The 17,543-nt window shown below is 69.6% G+C and carries 14 protein-coding genes and 3 pseudogenes; 10 read left to right on the forward strand and 7 right to left on the reverse strand.

Translation table 11 applies throughout. The features are described 5' to 3' along the window. The first annotated feature begins 288 nt into the window (after nt 1–288). The gene (locus A3IG_RS0102670) at nt 289–993 is read left to right on the forward strand and encodes a DUF4328 domain-containing protein (RefSeq protein ID WP_018382003.1); all 705 of its coding nucleotides are present in this window, start codon (nt 289–291) and stop codon (nt 991–993) included. A 547-nt stretch (nt 994–1,540) separates the two neighbouring features. Here the strand turns inward: A3IG_RS0102670 and A3IG_RS35810 are convergent. Beyond that, the gene (locus A3IG_RS35810) at nt 1,541–1,894 is read right to left on the reverse strand and encodes an HNH endonuclease family protein (RefSeq protein ID WP_018382004.1); all 354 of its coding nucleotides are present in this window, start codon (nt 1,892–1,894) and stop codon (nt 1,541–1,543) included. A 539-nt stretch (nt 1,895–2,433) separates the two neighbouring features. Between A3IG_RS35810 and A3IG_RS34915 the strand changes: the two genes are divergently transcribed. The 3 genes and pseudogenes from A3IG_RS34915 to A3IG_RS35640 all read left to right on the forward strand — a co-directional run bounded on the left by A3IG_RS34915 (nt 2,434) and on the right by A3IG_RS35640 (nt 3,696). Continuing rightward, the gene (locus tag A3IG_RS34915; RefSeq protein ID WP_051087360.1) at nt 2,434–2,922 is read left to right on the forward strand and encodes a zeta toxin family protein; all 489 of its coding nucleotides are present in this window, start codon (nt 2,434–2,436) and stop codon (nt 2,920–2,922) included. 82 nt (nt 2,923–3,004) lie between these two features. Next, nucleotides 3,005–3,145, forward strand: a pseudogene (locus tag A3IG_RS35635) (zeta toxin family protein); the annotation flags it as partial. A gap of 134 nt (nt 3,146–3,279) precedes the next feature. After that, complete coding sequence (locus tag A3IG_RS35640; RefSeq protein WP_051087361.1) at nt 3,280–3,696, forward strand: zeta toxin family protein; 417 nt, start codon at nt 3,280–3,282, stop codon at nt 3,694–3,696. Between the two features lie 265 nt (nt 3,697–3,961). On the opposite strand, the gene A3IG_RS28360 is transcribed toward A3IG_RS35640, so the two are convergent. Then, nucleotides 3,962–4,813: a DUF1963 domain-containing protein gene (locus A3IG_RS28360; protein WP_040910733.1), complete on the reverse strand. Its 852-nt coding sequence runs from the start codon at nt 4,811–4,813 to the stop codon at nt 3,962–3,964. A 276-nt stretch (nt 4,814–5,089) separates the two neighbouring features. Here A3IG_RS28360 and A3IG_RS0102695 point away from each other — a divergent pair, with 276 nt between their 5' ends. Continuing rightward, nucleotides 5,090–5,629 carry a P-loop NTPase family protein gene (locus A3IG_RS0102695; protein ID WP_026219831.1) on the forward strand — a complete coding sequence of 180 codons (540 nt, stop codon included), beginning with the start codon at nt 5,090–5,092 and terminating at the stop codon, nt 5,627–5,629. A 33-nt stretch (nt 5,630–5,662) separates the two neighbouring features. Here A3IG_RS0102695 and A3IG_RS33205 read toward each other — a convergent pair. The 4 genes and pseudogenes from A3IG_RS33205 to A3IG_RS0102710 form a co-directional block, all read right to left on the reverse strand. After that, nucleotides 5,663–6,397 (reverse strand): annotated as a pseudogene (locus A3IG_RS33205) (IS5 family transposase); the annotation flags it as partial. A gap of 106 nt (nt 6,398–6,503) precedes the next feature. Further along, nucleotides 6,504–6,626 (reverse strand): annotated as a pseudogene (locus tag A3IG_RS34925) (CU044_2847 family protein); the annotation flags it as partial. 776 nt (nt 6,627–7,402) lie between these two features. Beyond that, nucleotides 7,403–10,915 (reverse strand): beta-galactosidase, encoded by a 3,513-nt coding sequence (locus tag A3IG_RS34930; protein ID WP_018382008.1) that lies wholly within the window; start codon nt 10,913–10,915, stop codon nt 7,403–7,405. A gap of 713 nt (nt 10,916–11,628) precedes the next feature. Next, nucleotides 11,629–12,048 (reverse strand): arsenate reductase ArsC, encoded by a 420-nt coding sequence (locus tag A3IG_RS0102710; protein ID WP_018382009.1) that lies wholly within the window; start codon nt 12,046–12,048, stop codon nt 11,629–11,631. Between the two features lie 92 nt (nt 12,049–12,140). Here A3IG_RS0102710 and A3IG_RS0102715 point away from each other — a divergent pair, with 92 nt between their 5' ends. Genes A3IG_RS0102715 through A3IG_RS0102725 form a run of 3 tightly spaced genes read left to right on the forward strand, consistent with a single transcriptional unit; the run spans nt 12,141 to nt 14,616 of the window. After that, nucleotides 12,141–12,455: an ArsR/SmtB family transcription factor gene (locus A3IG_RS0102715; RefSeq protein ID WP_026219832.1), complete on the forward strand. Its 315-nt coding sequence runs from the start codon at nt 12,141–12,143 to the stop codon at nt 12,453–12,455. Beyond that, complete coding sequence (gene arsB / locus A3IG_RS0102720; RefSeq protein WP_018382011.1) at nt 12,452–13,543, forward strand: ACR3 family arsenite efflux transporter; 1,092 nt, start codon at nt 12,452–12,454, stop codon at nt 13,541–13,543. Before A3IG_RS0102715 ends, arsB begins: the two co-directional genes overlap by 4 nt. Continuing rightward, complete coding sequence (locus tag A3IG_RS0102725) at nt 13,543–14,616, forward strand: ArsO family NAD(P)H-dependent flavin-containing monooxygenase (protein ID WP_018382012.1); 1,074 nt, start codon at nt 13,543–13,545, stop codon at nt 14,614–14,616. Before arsB ends, A3IG_RS0102725 begins: the two co-directional genes overlap by 1 nt. Before the next feature lie 354 nt (nt 14,617–14,970). On the opposite strand, the gene A3IG_RS0102730 is transcribed toward A3IG_RS0102725, so the two are convergent. Next, nucleotides 14,971–16,029: a flavin-containing monooxygenase gene (locus tag A3IG_RS0102730; protein WP_018382013.1), complete on the reverse strand. Its 1,059-nt coding sequence runs from the start codon at nt 16,027–16,029 to the stop codon at nt 14,971–14,973. A gap of 530 nt (nt 16,030–16,559) precedes the next feature. Here A3IG_RS0102730 and A3IG_RS28370 point away from each other — a divergent pair. Both A3IG_RS28370 and A3IG_RS0102740 read left to right on the forward strand, forming a co-directional pair. After that, entirely contained in the window at nt 16,560–16,895 is a 336-nt protein-coding gene (locus A3IG_RS28370) for an ArsR/SmtB family transcription factor (protein WP_104530646.1), read from the forward strand. Nucleotides 16,896–16,914: 19 nt separating this feature from the next. Next, nucleotides 16,915–17,391, forward strand: a complete 477-nt coding sequence (locus A3IG_RS0102740; protein WP_040910744.1) for a GNAT family N-acetyltransferase — start codon at nt 16,915–16,917, stop codon at nt 17,389–17,391. Nucleotides 17,392–17,543 lie beyond the last annotated feature (152 nt).

Consider the following 17,543-nt stretch of genomic DNA (forward strand, 5'->3'; position numbering starts at 1 on the left):
GTTACCCCAGACGGGGAAGACGGCGCGGATACGGGCGGGGGCATCCGCCTGCAGCCGCGGGCCGCCGTGCAGAAGCTGTGGGACCCGGGCAAGTCGGCGCTCGCCGGCCGGCTTCAGGAAGCTGGCGGACTTGGCGGGGCTGAGAACCGAGTGGACGTACGGCAACATCCGACCGTATGTTCCGGTGTCCGCGCGCGTCTTCGCACGCGCGCCGGCACCAGTGCACGCGCGCCGGTTCGGGGAGAACCGCGCGCCGGCTCGATCTCGTCTTCTCGGGGGGACTTTCTCGTGACCACGCCCATGCCGGCTCCGCCGTACGCTGCCCCGCCCGGCGCCTGGCTGCGCTCGCCGGCCGTGCTCGGCCGGGCCACCGCCGTGCTGCTCGGCCTCGTCATCGCCACCGACCTGTTCGCCTGCTACGCGGACCTGCTGGAGATGGACGTCACCGGCGACCTGGCCGACGGCGTCACCGGCGTCGGCGTGATCGACCGGGCGGACCACGCGGACGCCCTCTATGGCATCGCCGGCATCGCGCAGCTTGTCGCGCTGGTGACCACGGCCGTCGTCTACCTGTGCTGGCTGTGGCGGATCCGGGTGAACGCCGAGGTGTTCGACGCCTCACGGCATCGCATGAAGCGCGGCTGGGCCATCGGCGCCTGGTTCTGCCCGGTGGTGAACCTGTGGTTCCCGCGCCGGATCGTCGTGGACAGCTGGGACGCCAGCGCTCCCTGGGGCTCACGGTCCGGGCACACGCTGGTCAACGCCTGGTGGACGCTGTGGATCGTCAGCCTCTTAGTGGGCCGGTTCGCCGACCGCAGCTCCCGGCAGGCCGAGACGGCGGACGAACTGCGCGGGGCCGCCAGGACGATGCTGTTCTCCGACTGCCTCGACATCGCGGCCGCGGTCCTCGCCATCATGGTGGTCGTCCGCCTGACCCGGATGCAGGAGCGCAAGGTCCTCTCCGGCGAGGTGCCGGCTCCCGCACTTGGCTGAAATCCCATGGCTGTGACACTCCTGCCCTGGTCGTACCGCCGCCGCTCCACTGCCATCAGCGACGGCACCGAACGCATCACCAGAATCACACTCGAAGCCATCCGCCTCGACCACCTCGCCGAAACCCACCACCGCCCCACCCGAACCCACCAACCCCAACCATCGAGCGGGCCGAGCATCCCTGACCAGCGCAAATGCGCGCCGAGCCTTTTCACGCCGGCGATATCTACAACCAACCAGGCCCCACTCAGAGCACAAGACCCCAGCTCACCCACCCCGGCCTCCCGGCCCGAACCACTCACCTCGCATCTCAACCAATCAGCAACACGCCAGGCCAGCCACCACCCCGCACACCAACAAACCCCCTCCGAGCCTCATCGCTGAACTCGGACTGGAGTGGGCGACGGTGTAGAACGCATCCGACACTGAGTCAGAACGATTGCTTAGTCGCGGTGACAACCCAGCCCTGCGGGCTCGGGCCGAGGTGTTGTGCTCGCGGCGTGAGCACAACACCTCGGGTGGGAAGGGACCTGGGAGGCGAGACCGGTCAGGGTCCGATCTGCACAGTGATCACGCGGTTGGGGCACGCTGCGGCCACGTCGGTCAGCACCTGGTGCTCGGCGTGGGTGCACCGCGCTTCCTTCCGTGGCGGCCAGTCTGTGGGGTCCTGGTCGGCCTTCCGCCGGTTCGACCGCGCGGAGACCGCCGCCAGCGCCCGGTCGTCACCGAGATCGTTGGCGTACGCCTGCCGGCGCTGCGCGGTCCAGGGGTAGCCGCCGGAGTCGTGCGCCTCGGCCAGGGGAACCATGTGGTCGATATCGATGCCGCGGGCGCTGGTGATGGTGGCGTCGTCGTACCAGGAGTACCAGGCCGCGCCGGTGAGCCGGCATCGGCCCGTCATCGGAGGCGGCTGGACCGCTTCGTCCAAGAGCACCTCGGCGCGGTGGAGCAGCCGTCGTGGTCGTTGTCGGTCCAGCGTCGGTACAGGTCCCGGTCGTAGCCCTCGCGGTGTTCATCGGCGACCGGTGGCCAAGCCACCATTCGCCGCAGCGGCCGCGTCACCTCCGCCGCGGCGTGCCCCGGCGCCGGCAGCATGAGCCACCGGCATCTCCATCACCAGACCAGCAGCGGCCAGCACTTAGCAGCCGCGCGCACGGATGGCGTCTCCGTCATATGAACGTGCTACCGGCACGGTGATCGGTCAGGAACGAAACCGCCTGGTCGTCACCCACCGGGCGAGCCCTCGACACCGCGTGCCCGAGAGCGATCGCGGGGCTGTTACCCAGACCGTTCCACCTCAAGCCCACGTCCAGTCCCCGGGCGCGGTGTCCGCGGTCCTGGACGTGGGCATGGCTGAGAAGGCCACGGAGTTGGTTGAGGAGTTCCGGGCGTCGGCGGCCGCATACCGGCGGGCTGGGCACCGGGATCGAGGTAGTCGCGTTGGCGACCGCAAAGGCGCTCAGCCAGCTCGGGGTCCCGGACCGCTTCGTCTCGGCGGCGACGGGCGGGCCTGGCGGCCGGTACGTGTCGTGGGACAACCACGACGCCTGCGCGCGGCGCATGCTCGCCACCCTCGCGGTCATCGAGGCCGAGCGGCTGGTCGACCGCGTCACCGTCGCGCGACGCGACGGGACTGTGCCCTACGCCAACGAACTCCTCGACGGCCAGTGGCGGCGCGGGGCCGCGGCCGACACGGCGGGAGCCTCTGAGCGCGTTCGGCCCTGGAGTGCCCGAGAGACCGAAGTCTTCCGTCGCGACCTTGCACGGACGGACCAGCGTCTGCACCAGGACCTGGCCTGTGAGGAACAACGTTTGGCGGTCCAGCGGGACGCCGAGCGCGCTGCCGCGCTCGCCGAGCCCGGTCCGCCGCACCGCGCAACCCCGCCGCCGGGCACCCGGCGTTCGACTCCCACCGGCTTCGCCCGCTGAACACCGATGGATTTTCGAGGAGCTGATCGCGCCGTCGTACCTGAACCAGATCATCTTCCGCGACGACCCGCGGGCGGTGTGCGTGCTGGGACAGCCCGGCGCAGGCAAGCTGGCGGTCTCCAGCAGGATCAAGAGGACGATGCGGCCGGGCGCCACCCGGCTGGAAGGCGACGACTTCAAGGCCTCACACCCGGAGCACTTCCAGCTGCTCTCTTCCGATCCCCGTAACGCCGGCGCGGCGATCCGGTTCGACTACCGTGCCTGGTTCGCTCAGGCCGAGGCGTCGTGCGCGACCGGCGCGGTGACGTCCTCATCTAGGCCGCATCCGGCAGCGCCCGAGAGTTCTTGGATAGAGCGTTGCCTTTCGCCGTCGCCGGCTACCCGATCGAGGTCGTGGTCCTGGCGGTGCGTAGGGCCGACAGCCGCCTCGCCACCGTCCTGCGCTACGCCCGCGCCCTGCAGGTCGGGGCCGGCCGGTTCACCTCCCAGGCTGGCCACGACCAGTGCTTCAACGCCCTGCCTGATGTCGTCGCCCTCGCCGAGGAGCATCCGGCCATCACCGCCGTCACGGTGATCCGCCGGGACGGCCGAGCCCTGCTCCGGCACGAGGCCGGCAGCCCGGGACGGGCCCGCTGGATGCTGGAGTCGGAGCGGAACCGCCCCTACACCGAGCAGGAGGGCGCCGCCTTCTTCGCCCTGTACCGGGGGCTGCGGCAGGCTCTGCCCCAGCTCGCCATGAGCTGGACGACATCGCGGGGCTCGCCCGCCCGTTGATGCCCGCCGCGATGCGGTCGGCCCGCGTAGACGGCCGCGATCCGAGCGATCTCCTGCGGCCCCGCGGTTTCCAGCCGCGCCTGGTCCTCGACAGCGGCCTGCCGCGCGGCCTTCAGCTCACCGGTGCGGTCCTCGTCGGGCACTGGTACCCGACGCTCGGCCGTGATCTGGGCGCTGTACCAGGCCACCACCGGGTGGACCGGCGTCGGCCGACATCTGACCGCATCGATCACGCCACCGAAGGGACCATTACCGATCCGGACCATCACCAGATGTCCGGTGTCGGGATTGCTTGGCTGAAGTCACCGGACCTGAGTGCTTCGGTAGGAATCGACCAGTGCATCCAGCCGCCGTCTCCGCCGATGCGCCACTCGTCCTGATCAGATAGCTGAAGCAAGTGATGGTAGAGGTTTGGGTCCTGACCATTGCGGCGGGTCGGAGAGCCTCCTGTCGGGAAGACTGACCAACCGAAGGCGAGGTTCTCCGCGAGGATGTGATCCGGCCGCGACACCCAGTCGTTGTCCGGATCGAGGTTCGAGATACTCACATAGTCACGGATGTACTCGATATCCTCGTCGTAGATGCCCGGTTCCACCCGGAGTGTTCCCCATGCCGGGTCATAAGTGTCAGGGAAGGCAAATCCGGGTGAGGCCGCCCAGGGTATCGGTGTGAATACGCTGGAGCGGGCGGGGGGGTCCGTCTCCACAGCGCGTCCGGAACGGGCGGCGATCACCGCACCCAATTCCTGGGCATCACAGAAGAACTCGCTCGCGACCTCGGCTGCAGCAGGGTCGCACAGCTCGGATTCGGAATCGAGGTAGAAGAAGTTGAGCAGGCCCGTTCCAGCGGGGATGAGACCATCGAGCCAGGGAGCCAGAGCATCGGTGTCGAGGACCGCGAACAGACTGAGTGGAACGCCTTCACAAGTAGGCCAAGGCGTTCCCGGCTCAAGCATGGGATGACCACCGAATCGACTGTTCCCAGCCGCGTCCCCCGGCGCAGCTCTGGTCAACTCGAACCCAGGCCTGGCAAGGCTGACGACGCGGGTGGCGAGCTCCGCGCCAAAGAGGGCAGTGCAGAATTCGTGCAGGGCGGCACGTGTTGTCGTTGGCTCCACACGGGCATCTAAGCATCCGCCTGTGACAACCCGCTGTCACCCTACTGAGGGCGCCTCCAAAGCGAGACCGTTGGGCTGGGTAATCAGGTGGCCGTCACTGTAGAAATTACTCTCAGTCTGGTCTGTGCTCACTCTGGATCCGCTCACTCATCAGAAGGTGCACGCGTTCAGAAACACACACTAAGAGGTCATCTCGTTTGGGACTCCGCTTCCTGTCGGCGGCTCTCAACAAGAGTGCACATCCGGGGCTCGCGCTCCTCGACATACGATGCCGACATGCACGCAGACAGCACGCGGAGCGCTCAGGCCCTGCTGATCAACGGCGCCGTCGGTGTAGGCAAGACCACCCTTGCCGAAGCGGTGGGCGACCTTCTCGCCGACGCCGGGATCCCTCATGCCGTGCTCGACCTCGACTGGCTGAGGCAGTCGTGGCCCGCTCCTCCCGGTGACCGTTTCAACTTCGGGCTGCTGCTGCGGAACCTTCGGAGCATCGCCAGCAACTACCTCGAAGTAGGAGTGACACGCCTCGTACTGGCTGGCGTGGTCGAGCACCAGGACGAGCGGAAACAACTGGCCGATGCCGTAGGTGTTGATCTCACGGTGTGCTGGCTGCGGGCGGAGTTGCCGGTCATCCACCAGCGTCTGGCGCACCGCCACGCCCGCGAGCCTGAAGCCCTGCAATGGCACCTGGACCGGTCCACTGAACTGGACGGAATCCTCGGCCGGGCCGCGGTCGACGACTTCATCATCGATACCACCACAGGCTCCGTCTCCGACGCCGCCGCATCTGTGATCAAAGCAGCCAACTGGCAGTGAGCAAAACGGACTACTGGGGCGTCGCACGCCTGGTCAGGTCGCCAGTATGCGGTAACAGATCAGGGCGGCGGCGATGCCGGTGAAGGCGAGGAAGTGCTTGGCCTTGCGCTCGTAGCGGCGGTGCAGACGGCGGCACCCGGCAAGCCACGCCACCGTCCGCTCCACGGTCCAACGGTGACGGCCCAGCCGCTGAGAGGACTCGACGCCTTTGCGGGCGATGCGCGGGGTGAAGTTCCGGGAGCGCAGCCACCGGCGGAGGTGGTTCTAGTCGTACCCCTTGTCGCCGTGCAGCTTGGCGGGCCGCCGCCGTGGTCCGCGACGGGAGCGGATCGGCGGGATACCGCGCACAAGGGGTTCGAGCCCCTAACTGTCGTGGGTGTTCGCGGCGGTGATCCCGATCGAGCGGGGCAGACCGGCTCGGTGATCAAGTGGATCTTTGTTCCCTTCTTGCCGCGATCTTCGGGATTCGGACCTGTCAGATCCCCCCTTTCAGGGGCCGCATATTCACTGCGCCGATCGCGCACCAGGACCAGTCCAGGGCGCCACTCGCACCGAGCTCGTCCAGGACCAGGTGGTGGAGCTTGCCCCACGGAGCTTGCCCCACACCCTGGCCCGGCTCCACTCAGTGAACCGCCGGCGCGCGGTCGGCCCGGAGAGGCCGAAGCCCGGCGGCAGTTGCCGCCACGTACAGCCGGTCGTGGCCACGAACAGGATCGCCGCCAGCACCTGCCGGTCCCCATACCGGCGTCGGCCACCACCCTGCGGGCGCGCACCGGAGCTCCGTCACGGTGCTCACTGCGGGCTCCCCGCTGCGCCAGGCAACTGTCACCTTGAGGGTCGCCTTGCCCCCGGCCTCGGTCACGACGCTGACCAGTTGGCCGCTCTTGACTGCGATTTCGATGCCGAATTCGAGCGTCACTTCGTCCGGGGCCGCGGTTCTGACGCTGCGCATGACGGTCTCCAGGGTCTGGGAAAGATCTTTGGGCTGCCGTGACATACGGTCACCGAGGGCGGCCCGCCGTCGTCGACGCCGACCACCCGCGGCGCGGGCGCCTCCGGCTCGGGCAGGGCATCGACCAGGCGCAGGACCGTGCTCCGGACCGCCACCGGGCACGGAGCCGGACGCCTCAGGCATCGCCGGCAGCGCCGGGTACTCGTCCACCGGCAGGGTGTGGAGGGTGAACCGGGAGCTGCCGCAGACGACGTTGACCCGACACGCTGGGCGGTCTTCCCATCGGGAAGGACGCCCTGGGCCGGGTCAAGCGCCAGTGCGGCCTCCATGTCAGCCTCACCCCGACCAGCAGCACCTGCTCGCCGCCATCGGCATCACCCGCGAAGCCGCCCGAGCGCGGGTCGCCCCCACGTGACTCCCGCCGATTGACCACCGCTCCCCGCTTCGACACCGACGTCGCCCACGCCCGCTCCTACAGGGCCTTGCACGGACACCTCGCCGCCCACGTCCGCGACCAGCACGAAGGGGTTCCCCATCGGGCGCTGGCTCGTCGAACACCGAACACGACGAGGTCGCACAGGGCTTCCGCGGTACTACGAGCAGGTGCGCAGGGACTGGAACGACCCCGAAGACGTGCTGTGGCAGCTCCAGACCAGACTCTCGGCCCCGGTGCCCTTGGGGGTCGTCCGGAGTGGCGCGAGTGCGGGGCGGTGCGGGGACCGGCCGAGGACGGCAAGGCGGTCCCCTGTCAACCGCTCCACCGACACTCCGGTGCCCGCGCCGTCCCCGGCGAGCGGGCACCGGAGTGCTGTGACCTGCGGTCAGTCCCTTGCGTCAGGTGCCTTCCCGCCGTGGACGGCGCGGTAATCGGGCGATGGGTTCTGCCCGCCGTCGACCCCGCCGAGTACGGTCCCGCGGTCTACGAGCCGGACCGCGTCCGGCCCGGCACCGGGCTGCTCAGCGGTCACCGCGAGAGCAATCGTGTTGGTCCCGCGGGCCTTGAGGAAGCCGGACGGGATGACGAACTCGTTCTGCGGGCCGACGTTGTTGACGTACTGTCCGGTGTTCCAGCCGTTGACGAAGATTTGGACGCGGTACTTCGCCGCACGTCCGGACGCGTCCTCGATTCGCAGGCCGACGGCGGTGTCGGTGTCGCGGGCCAGGTTCAGGTCGACGCTGGTGGTGTACCAGCGCACGCCCGGACGGTCGCTCTTCAGCGAGGTGGTCGTGGCCCACGCGGCGGTGGGGGCGCCCGGCAGGTGCCAGCCCTGCCGTTCGCCGTGCAGACCGCCGTTGTTGTAGAGGCCGCGCACGGGATCGACCGGGTTGGGGCCGCCGGCCGCACCCTGTATTCGCCATGCGACCTCGCCGGAGCCGGGCACACTCACGTCGGCCAGGCCCCGGCCGCCCTTGGAGCGTCCGTCGGCGGACCAGTCCTCGTACTGGCCCATGTTGCGGACCAGGACGGCGAGCACGGCGGGCTTGCCGGGTTCGGTCACGCCGGCCGGGACGGTGTGGGTGGCGGCGCCGTCGCCTTGGGCGCCGAGGTAGGTGCCGTTGAGCCACACCAGTGCGTTGCCGGCGGTGCCGGTGCGGGCGGTGACCGTCACCGTGCTGCTTGCCGTCGTGGGTGTGTAGTGGCCGCGGTACCAGGTGTCGCCCTCGTGGAAGCCGTACTCGTCGGTGTCGAGGACCACGCCCGAGGCCGTGCCCGGACCGTGCGAGGGATTGTCGGCCGTGGTGCGGTCGGCCTTCGTCCAGCCCGAGTCGTCGAAGCCGGGTATGCGTTCGGGGTCGGACGCGGCCGTCTTCCAGGACGTGATCGTGGGCGTGGCTGGGGCGTTCGGCCGGGGCAGGGAGGCCACCAGGGCGCCGGCTGCGTCGCGCTGGGCGGAGACATTGCGGCCGTTCCAGGTGAGCACGGTGATGTTGCGCGGTGCGAAGACCCGTACCTGGACGGCGTCGGTGGTGTCACCGGTCAGGTCGAGCCGGGCGCCGGTGATGCGGGCGGTGCGGGCGAGGTCGGGCCCCGTCACCAGGACCTTGTCCGCGCCGGTGTCCAGCTGCCAGGTGGTGGCCACCGCGTCGCGGTCGGTGAGCAGGACGGTCAGGTCGTGGCCGTCGCCGCTGATGCGCACGGTGGCGGTGCCGCCGTGGGTGTAGTTGAGCCGCAGGTCGCCGCGGGCTGCGTCCCAGGTCGTGGTGACGGGAGCGCCGTCCAGCTGGGTGACCTTCGGCTCGGAGGAGTAGCGCAGCACGGTCTCGCCGTCTTCGCTCCTGGTGCCGTCGAGCACCAGCAGGTCGCTGCCCGCCGAGAGCTGGGTGAGCACCTGCGAGGTGGAGTACACCAGCCGATGCGGGCCGAAGGCCCAGTCGGCGACGAGGGCCTTGGCGTCGCGTCCGTCCAGGGTGATGGCGGTGCCGGGCTGTTGGGGGACGCGCGGGTAGGCGGTGGCGGAGGGCGGTGGTGCGGGCGGGTCGGTGGGGGTGGTGTCGATGGCGTCGACGGAGACGAAGGTGCCCTGGGAGGCCGGGTCGCCCTTCTTGCCCGTGACGACGATCTTCAGGGTGTGCTGGCCCGGGCCGAGGTCGTTTGCCTCGTACTTGACCTGCTGGTAGGCCACGGAGAAGGAGTAGCTGTCGACGGTGGCCTTTTTGACGCCGTCGATGTAGACGTCGGCGGTGCCGTGGTTGACCGAGTCCGGCCCGATCCAGCGCACCACTGGTCCGTCGAAGGTGACCTCCAGGCTGTCGCCGGCCTGGTCGGAGAAGGTCTCGTCGTCCTTGTGGTCGCCGCTGGTCCAGGCCTGGCCGGCGGCGTGCTGCCAGGAGCCTGTGTACGTGAGGGCGTCCGTGTCGGAGTCGTTCCAGCGGTAGGAGGGGGCTCCTTCGACCGGGCCGGGCACAGTGCCGAGGTCCAGCGGGAAGCTCACCTCGCTGGTCGAGGTGTCGTTGCTGTCGGCGTGGCGCAGGGTGATCAGCCGGGCGCCGTGCCCGGAGACGGAGGAGGCGGCTGCGTCCTCGGCGGACAGCCGTTGCCCGATGGCGACCTTCCCTCCGGTGGCGGTGACTGGGGGTGCGGTGACCGCGCGTGCGGAGGAGAGCGGGGTGACGGCCTGCTGGAGGTAGCCGAACTCCTTCTGCACCGCCAGCTTCGGGGTGATCCGCCGGTCTTCGGAGATCGCGGCGCCGTAGTCGTAGGAGGTGAAACCGGAGCCGGGGTCCCCGGTCCAGCCCCAGTTGGTGCCGCCGTACTCCATGTAGTAGTTGAACATGGTGACGCCGTTGGCCAGGTTGTTCACCGCGAACTGCCGGGTGAACGCCGGGTCGGCGAACTTTGCGCACTCGCTGGTCTGGAAGTCCCGTCCCCAGGCGGTGAACGCGCCGCCTTGACCCTCCGCGATGAACACGGGCGTGTTCGGCGAGTACGAGCGGATACGGGACTCGAAGTTGCTGAGCCGCCCGCGGTTTCCCTTGCAGTCGAAGCCGAGGGGGTAGGTGTCGAAGGCGTACAGGTCGAGCTTGGAACCTCCGGGCTTGCCGGGCACGTTCCAACCGTGCCCGTCTCCGTAGTCGTTGTGGAACAGCGGCACGGTGATGCCGTCGTCCCGTACGGCGGCCTGGAGTTTCTCGATGTAGTCGATCTGTTTGGCAGAGTTGCCGATCTGCTCGTTCTCGACCTGGTAGGCGATGACGCTGCCTCCGCCGTCGGTGATCTGGTGCCGGGCGATGATGTTGTTGACGGTGTTCAGCCACTCCAGGTCCGCGGCCAGGTTCTGCGGGTCGGAGGTGCGCGAGTCGCCGCCGTAGGTGGTGGTGTACGGCGGCAGGCCCCCCATGGACGTCTCTGCGTTGATGTACGGGCCTGGGCGGGCAATGACGTACAGGCCCTCCTGCTCGGCCATCGTGAGCAGGCGGTCGACGTCGCGGACGCCGGTGAAGTCATAGGAGCCCGGCTTGCTGGAGTGGTAGCCCCAGAAGAAGTACAGCGAGACGGCGTTGAAGCCGGATGCCTTCATCTTCTGCAGGACGTCCTGCCACTGGTCGGGGCTGGGCAGTCGCCAGTAGTGGAACTCACCGGACCAGACGTTGAGTCGCTTGTCGTCGATCTTCAGGGAGTCAGCGTCCCAGGTGACCTCGTGTGGCTGGCCGTCGTTGCCAGCGAAGACCGGGGCGTGCTGTGCGACGGCGGGTGGCTGGGCTGGGGGTGCGGCTTCAGATCCAGCCGCCGTGATGGCGGTCGCGACCAGCGCCAGTGCGAGTCCGGCTGACAGACGGCGAACGGCCCGCCTTCGGGGCCGTTCGGGAAGGGGATGTGGGCTCGTGCCGTGCATGCCCGGGTCGTGAGTCATCGATGGCCTTCCGACGGGTTGGGGATGCGAAGGGGGGCTGCGCGGTGCAGCGCGGCGTTGTCGCGCCTCTTGCACGGCCAGGGTCTACGGATTCGCGGTGTCGAGGTCGCGCGGTACTGCCGCCGGGCCGGGTACGGCTGGGCGTGATCGACGTCGCCCGTTCGGGCGGGCGGCGGAGCGGTCGTACGGGGTGGGGTCCTCGGACGTCGATAAACGGTAGGGAGCCGCTTCTTCGCGGTCAAGCACGGGAACCAGCAAACAACAAATTCCCACAGTGCAGAACGCGTTGACCTCGGTGGCTCCGGCAGTGAGACCAGGATGTTGGCCTGAGCTGGTGGTCTAGACAACATGTTCTGTTGTGTGCAACTGTGGTGATCGGGCCACCACTCGTTCAGAACTGTCCGTCAACCAGACAGAGATCTACAGGGTTCGACGCACTGCCGGATCATGCAGCGCCCGTTCCGGCGGGCGGCCGTCATCGGATCTTGCCGTGCCGTCCTTCCCGTTCAGCTCGGCCAAAGTGCCGGCGACCGCCCGCTGGTGAACGGCACTGGCGCATCCGGGGTCTTGGGGCGCACGTCGTCCAGGAACCGTCGCATGCCTGTGGGGCGCGGGGTGCGGCGGCGGTGTGTCCGGTGGGGTCCTGAGCCGGTGGTGGCGTCGTTGCGTATCGCGTCGGGGGACGTAAAGGGCGGTCACGTTCCCCGCGTGGCGTAGATCTCGGCGATGAGGGCCTCAACCCGGGTTCTGATCTGGTCGCGGATGGGGCGGACGGCCTCGACGCCCTTGCCTGCGGGATCGTCGAGGTTCCAGTCGAGGTAGTGCTTGCCGGGGAAGACGGGGCAGGCGTCGCCGCAGCCCATGGTGATGACGTAGTCGGATTCCTGGACGGCCTCGGGGGTGAGCACCGTGGGTGTGGCGCCGGTGATGTCGACGCCGACCTCACGCATGGCCTCGATGGCGGCCGGGTTGACCTGGTCGGCGGGCAGGGAGCCGGCGGAGCGGACCTTGATGCGGTCGCCCGCGAGGTGGGAGAGGAAGCCGGCGGCCATCTGGGAACGGCCCGCGTTGTGGACGCAGACGAACAGCACGGAGGCGAGTGGGGCAGCGGGCATGGGGCTTTCCTTCGCAGCGGGACGGCGAGCGCACAGGGCCACAGGTCAGTCGTGACTGGCGTCAGCGCCCAGTGATATGAAAATATCAGTTTATGCTGACGTCAGTCGACACTGAGTTGATGCGGGTGCTGGCCGACCCGCTCAGGTTGAAGATCGTGACCCTGCTGGCCCGCGAGATCCTGTGCACCACGCATCTGGTGGAGGAGACCGGCGCGAAGCAGACCAACCTCTCCAACCACCTGAAGGTCCTGCGTGAGGCCGGGGTCGTCGAAACCGAGCCGTGCGGGCGCTTCACCTATTACCGGCTCCGCCCGGACGTCATCGCCTCCCTCGCGGGCCGGTTCGCCGAGCTCGCCGAGACCGCCCAGGTCACCGCCGCCACCGATACCAAGAGGACCTGTCCGTGACCAGTGTCGAAGCACCCGCGGAGCCCGAAGGTGGCTCCGTCGTCGGCAAGCTCTCCACCCTGGACCGCTACCTCGCCGTGTGGATCCTCGCCGCGATGGCCGCCGGGCTCGGCCTCGGCCGGGCGATCCCCGGCCTCAACGACGCCCTCGCCGCGGTGGAGATCGGCGGCGTCTCCCTGCCGATCGCCCTCGGTCTGCTGGTGATGATGTACCCGGTGCTGGCCAAGGTCCGCTACGACAAACTGGACGCCGTCACCGGCGACCGACGACTCATGGCGTCCTCGCTGGTCCTCAACTGGGCCCTGGGGCCCGCGGTGATGTTCACGCTGGCCTGGGTCTTCCTGTCGGACCTGCCGGAGTACCGCACCGGTTTGATCATCGTCGGTCTGGCCCGCTGCATCGCCATGGTCATCATCTGGAACGACCTCGCGTGCGGCGACCGGGAGGCAACTGCCGTCCTGGTCGCGTTGAACTCCGTCTTCCAGGTCCTGGCCTTCGGCCTGCTCGGCTGGTTCTACCTGGAGTTGCTGCCCGGGTGGCTCGGCCTGGGCGAGGGCGAGCACCTGGACGTCTCCGTGGGGAAGATCGCCCTGAACGTGCTGGTCTTCCTCGGGGTCCCGCTCCTGGCGGGCTTCCTCACCCGCCGCGTCGGGGAACGCCGGCTCGGCCGCGAGAGGTACGAGCAGAACTTCCTGCCGAGCATCGGCCCCTGGGCGCTGTACGGGCTGCTGTTCACCATCGTCGTCCTGTTCGCCCTGCAAGGGGACACCATCACCGCGCAGCCGCTGGACGTCGCCCGTATCGCGGTGCCCCTGCTGGTGTACTTCGCGCTGATGTGGTTCGGCTCCTTCGCCCTCGGCAGGGCCATCGGCCTGCCCTACGACCGCACCGTCACCCTCGCCTTCACCGCGGCCGGCAACAACTTCGAGCTGGCCATCGCGGTGGCCATCGCCACATTCGGGGTGACCTCCGGACAGGCCCTGTCCGGCGTCGTCGGCCCGCTCATCGAGGTCCCGGTGCTGGTGGGCCTGGTGTACGTCTCGCTGGCCTGGCGTCGGCGGTTCCCGGTCACGCGGCTGGGTTCGTGATGGCCCGCGTGGACGTGGTGGTGATCGGTGGCGGCCAGGCCGGGTTCGCCGCCGGCTACCACCTGCGCCGCCAGAAAGTGGACTTCGTCATCCTCGACGACCAGGCCACCCCCGGCGGGGCCTGGCAGCACACCTGGGACTCCCTGCACCTGTTCTCCCCGGCGGCCCACTCCTCCCTGCCCGGCCGTCCCATGCCCGCCCAGCCGGGACAGACGTACCCGGACGCCCGCCACGTGGTGGCCTACCTCACCGACTACGACCAACGCTACGACCTGCCCGTGCGCCGCGGCGTCCGGGTGAGGGCCGTCCGCGGCGACGGTGACCGGCTCCGGGTCGAAACCGACTCCGGTGACTGGCGGGCGCGGGCGGTCATCAGCGCCACCGGCACCTGGTCCCGTCCCTTCCTCCCTGCCGTACCCGGACGCGACACCTTCACCGGACGCCAACTGCACACCGTGGGCTACCGGCGCCCAGCCGACTTCGCCGGGCAGCGCGTCACCGTCGTCGGCGGCGGCAACTCCGCCGCGCAGATCGCCGCCGACCTGCTCCTCGACGGTGTCGAGGTGACGTGGGTGACCCAGCACCCGCCGCGTTTCCTGGCCGACGACGTCGACGGCCGGGCCCTGTTCGCCATCGCCACCGCCCGCCGCCGCGCCCTCGACGAGGGCCGCACCGACGCCGGTGGGGTGGCCCCGCTCGGCGACATCGTCGCCGTCCCTCCGGTACGCGCGGCCCGGGACTCCGGAAAACTGGTGGCCAGGCCGATGTTCACCCGACTCACCGCGACCGGGATCGAGTGGGCCGACGGCACCCGGGCCGACGCGGACGCGGTCATCTGGTGCACCGGCTTCCGCCCCGCCCTGGCTCACCTCGCCCCACTCGCCCTGCGCGGCCCGCAGCGGCACATCCCCACCGACGGCACCCGCGCGATCGGCGAGCCACGGCTGCACCTCCTCGGCTACGGCGACTGGACCGGCCCTGCCTCTGCCACCCTGATCGGCGTCGGCCGGCCGGCCCGGGACGCCACCGCACAGATCACACGACTGCTGCGCGAAGGTGTGTCCCACACCTGACCTGGGTGTGCTACTCGCCGGGCCAAAGGTAGGGCCAGACCACCACGGCGGCCCGTCGAGGACGTGCCCGTGGCGGCACGCACCAACGGCTCGGCTCGGTCGCAGATATCGCACACCCCTCCGGTCTGGTGCCTGGGCCGCGGCGGAGAACAGCCTGAGCCGGACGGGGTCGCCCAGCGCCCTGAACGCCCGCGGCTGTCTGCGCCTCCTCGGCGGTGAACGGCCGCTTTGTCAGCGACGGGCCGCCACGGCTCCGCGGAAGGACCGGAGGTGGGTTCCAGCAGCGGCAGCATCCCCAGCATTCGGCACGTCTCGGTACGTGTGTCGAAACCAGAGGTGTGGGTTCGTTGCCGTTCAGATGCGGGACACGTGAGAGGCCAGGTGTCGGGCCACGCGTGCGGCGTCCCGGCCGACTCCGCGCAGGGAGTTGGAGGAGGGGCTGCGCTGCCACTCCAGCCCGACGAACGCCAGACCAGGGTGGATTCGTGAGATTCCGTCACGGTGCAGCGGACGGCCTGCCGCGTCCACAGCGCCGAGGTTCGCCAGATACGGCAGGTCCGGGCGGTAGCCGGTGGCCAGGAGGATCGTGTCCACTTCCCGCGCGCTCCCGTCCGGCCAGGTCACCTTGTGGTCCTCCACGGCCGCGAACACCTCTCGTCGGTCCGGAGCCCCGGCGGCGAGCGCGGCGCGGTAGCGGCCGTCGTCGAAGACGGGTTGGGTCGGCACGGCCCGGACGAAGCGGCCCAGGGGCGCGGTGTCGATTCCGGTCCACTTCAGCCAGAAGTGCAGGTCGCGACCGAAGGTGCGCTGCCGGAGGAACCTCACCGGGCGGCGGGTGGCCAGGGTCACCTGCGCCACGGTGGCGAGCTCGGTGGCAATCTGCACCGCGGAGTTCCCCGCCCCCACCACCACGACCCGCTGCCCGACGAACGGCTCGGGGTTGCGGTATCCGGCAGCGTGCAGGACCTGACCGGAGAACCGGTCCAGGCCAGGCAGGTCCGGCCGGTAGGGGCAGCCGAAGGTGCCGGACGCCGCGACCACCGCCCTGGCCACCAACGTCCCCCCGCCGTCCAGGTCCACGGCGAACCCCGCCCCGTCCGCGCGCACAGCCGTCACGCGACTGCGGGTACGGACGTCGGCATCCAGGTGGGCGGCATAGGCAGTCAGGTAGGCGACGACCTCGTCGCGGCGCGGGTACCGGTCCAGGTCGCCGCCGGTGAAACGCATACCGGGCAGGCCACTGTAACGGGCCGGCGAGAACAGAGTGAGACTGTCGTAGTACTGCGGCCAGGAGCCGGCCGCCCGCTCGGAGGCCTCCAGCACCACCGGCCGCAGCCCCCGCCGCATCAGAGCGTGTGCCGTGGCCAGCCCGGACTGGCCACCCCCAACCACCACCACGTCAACGTCTCCCATGAACCCCTCCTGATTAGATGAATCTCTATGTTGATATTCATCAAATCAGAGGAGTGGTGGCCACGCAAGGATTGACAGATGCCGAAATATCCCAGGGGCTGCAAGAAGTTGCCGACCCCGCCGAGTTGCCCGTGGTCGCGATCAGGAGCGGCCCTGTGGGCCGGCCACCCGGACCGCGGTCACTCGGGTCCACGGCAGCTACCTGCGGGCTCCGGCCGCGTCGAGCGGGCGGCGAACGTTCGCCGAGCAAGCGCAGGGGCTGACCCGCCGGCCCTTGGGCCTGACGCCAGGTCGGGAAGCCTCCAGCTTCCCCTCCCCACATGACTGCCGAGCGACCCGGGAACGGGCGCTCTTCTTCCTGTGCTCCCCGGCTTGTTCGCCGCGGTTGGCCTTGCAGCGCCGGTGCTACGCGGCATCCGGGACGCGCACCGCGGTGGGCCGAACCCGGCACCAGCCCACGGGCCACCGAGAATGCCGACCCGCCGCCGGGCCTTCCCGCCGCACACTTCATCGTCTATCGTCGATCATCGATGAATGAGGAAGTGCGTGGCCCAGCGCCACTGACGGACGAGGACGCCGCCATGTACGCCAGTTGGTTCAGGGCCCTGGCCGAGCCGGCCCGGGCCCGGCTGCTGAACCTGCTGGCCATCGAGCGCAGGCCGATGGCCGTACGGGAGATCGTGGAGTGCTGCACGATCGGCCAGTCCACCGTGTCACATCACCTGAAGATCCTGACCGAGGCGAGGTTCGTCCTCTCCGAGCGGCGCGGCACCTCGACCCTCTACAGGGTCAACGAAACCTGCCTGGAGCGCCTCCCTGCCGCCGTGCGCACCATCATGGGACAGGAACCCCACCGTGCCCGCTGAGCAGCCGCTGATCATTCCCATGACCCCCGCCCACGCGGCGTCGGTGCTCGGGATCTACCAGTTGGGGATCGATGAGGGGAACGCCACCTTCGAGACCCAGGCGCCGAACTGGGCCGCTTTCGACGCGGCCAGGTTGCCCCGACACCGTTTCGTGGCCGTGGAGCCCGGCGGCGAGCAGGTTCTGGGCTGGGTTGCCGCGAGCAGGGTCTCCGACCGGTGCGCGTACGCGGGGGTGGTCGAGCACTCGGTGTACGTGCACCCCACAGCCCGCCGCCGGGGTGTCGCCCGGGCCCTGCTCAACGCCCTCATCACCTCCACCGAGACGGCGGGCGTCTGGACCATCCAGTCCGGAGTCTTCCCGGAGAACGCGGCCAGCCTCGCCGTCCACGCCCGCGCGGGTTTCCGCGCCATCGGTACCCGTGAACGCATCGGCCGTCACCACGGCACCTGGCGCGACGTGATCCTCGTCGAGCGCCGAAGCCCACATATCGCGTAGGGCCCGAAGCCCTCTCCCCCTCAGGGGCAGAGCACACAGGCGTGGCCGCCGAGGGCTGCGGGAGACGGCGGCCGGTTCCCGGGCGGGGCGTGCGTGAGTACCGCCTCGCCGCCAGGTGCGCCGTGGCGCCGGTCGGGCCCGTCCACGTGGAA

It is taken from the genome of Wenjunlia vitaminophila DSM 41686 (assembly GCF_000380165.1).
Lineage (GTDB): Bacteria > Actinomycetota > Actinomycetes > Streptomycetales > Streptomycetaceae > Wenjunlia > Wenjunlia vitaminophila.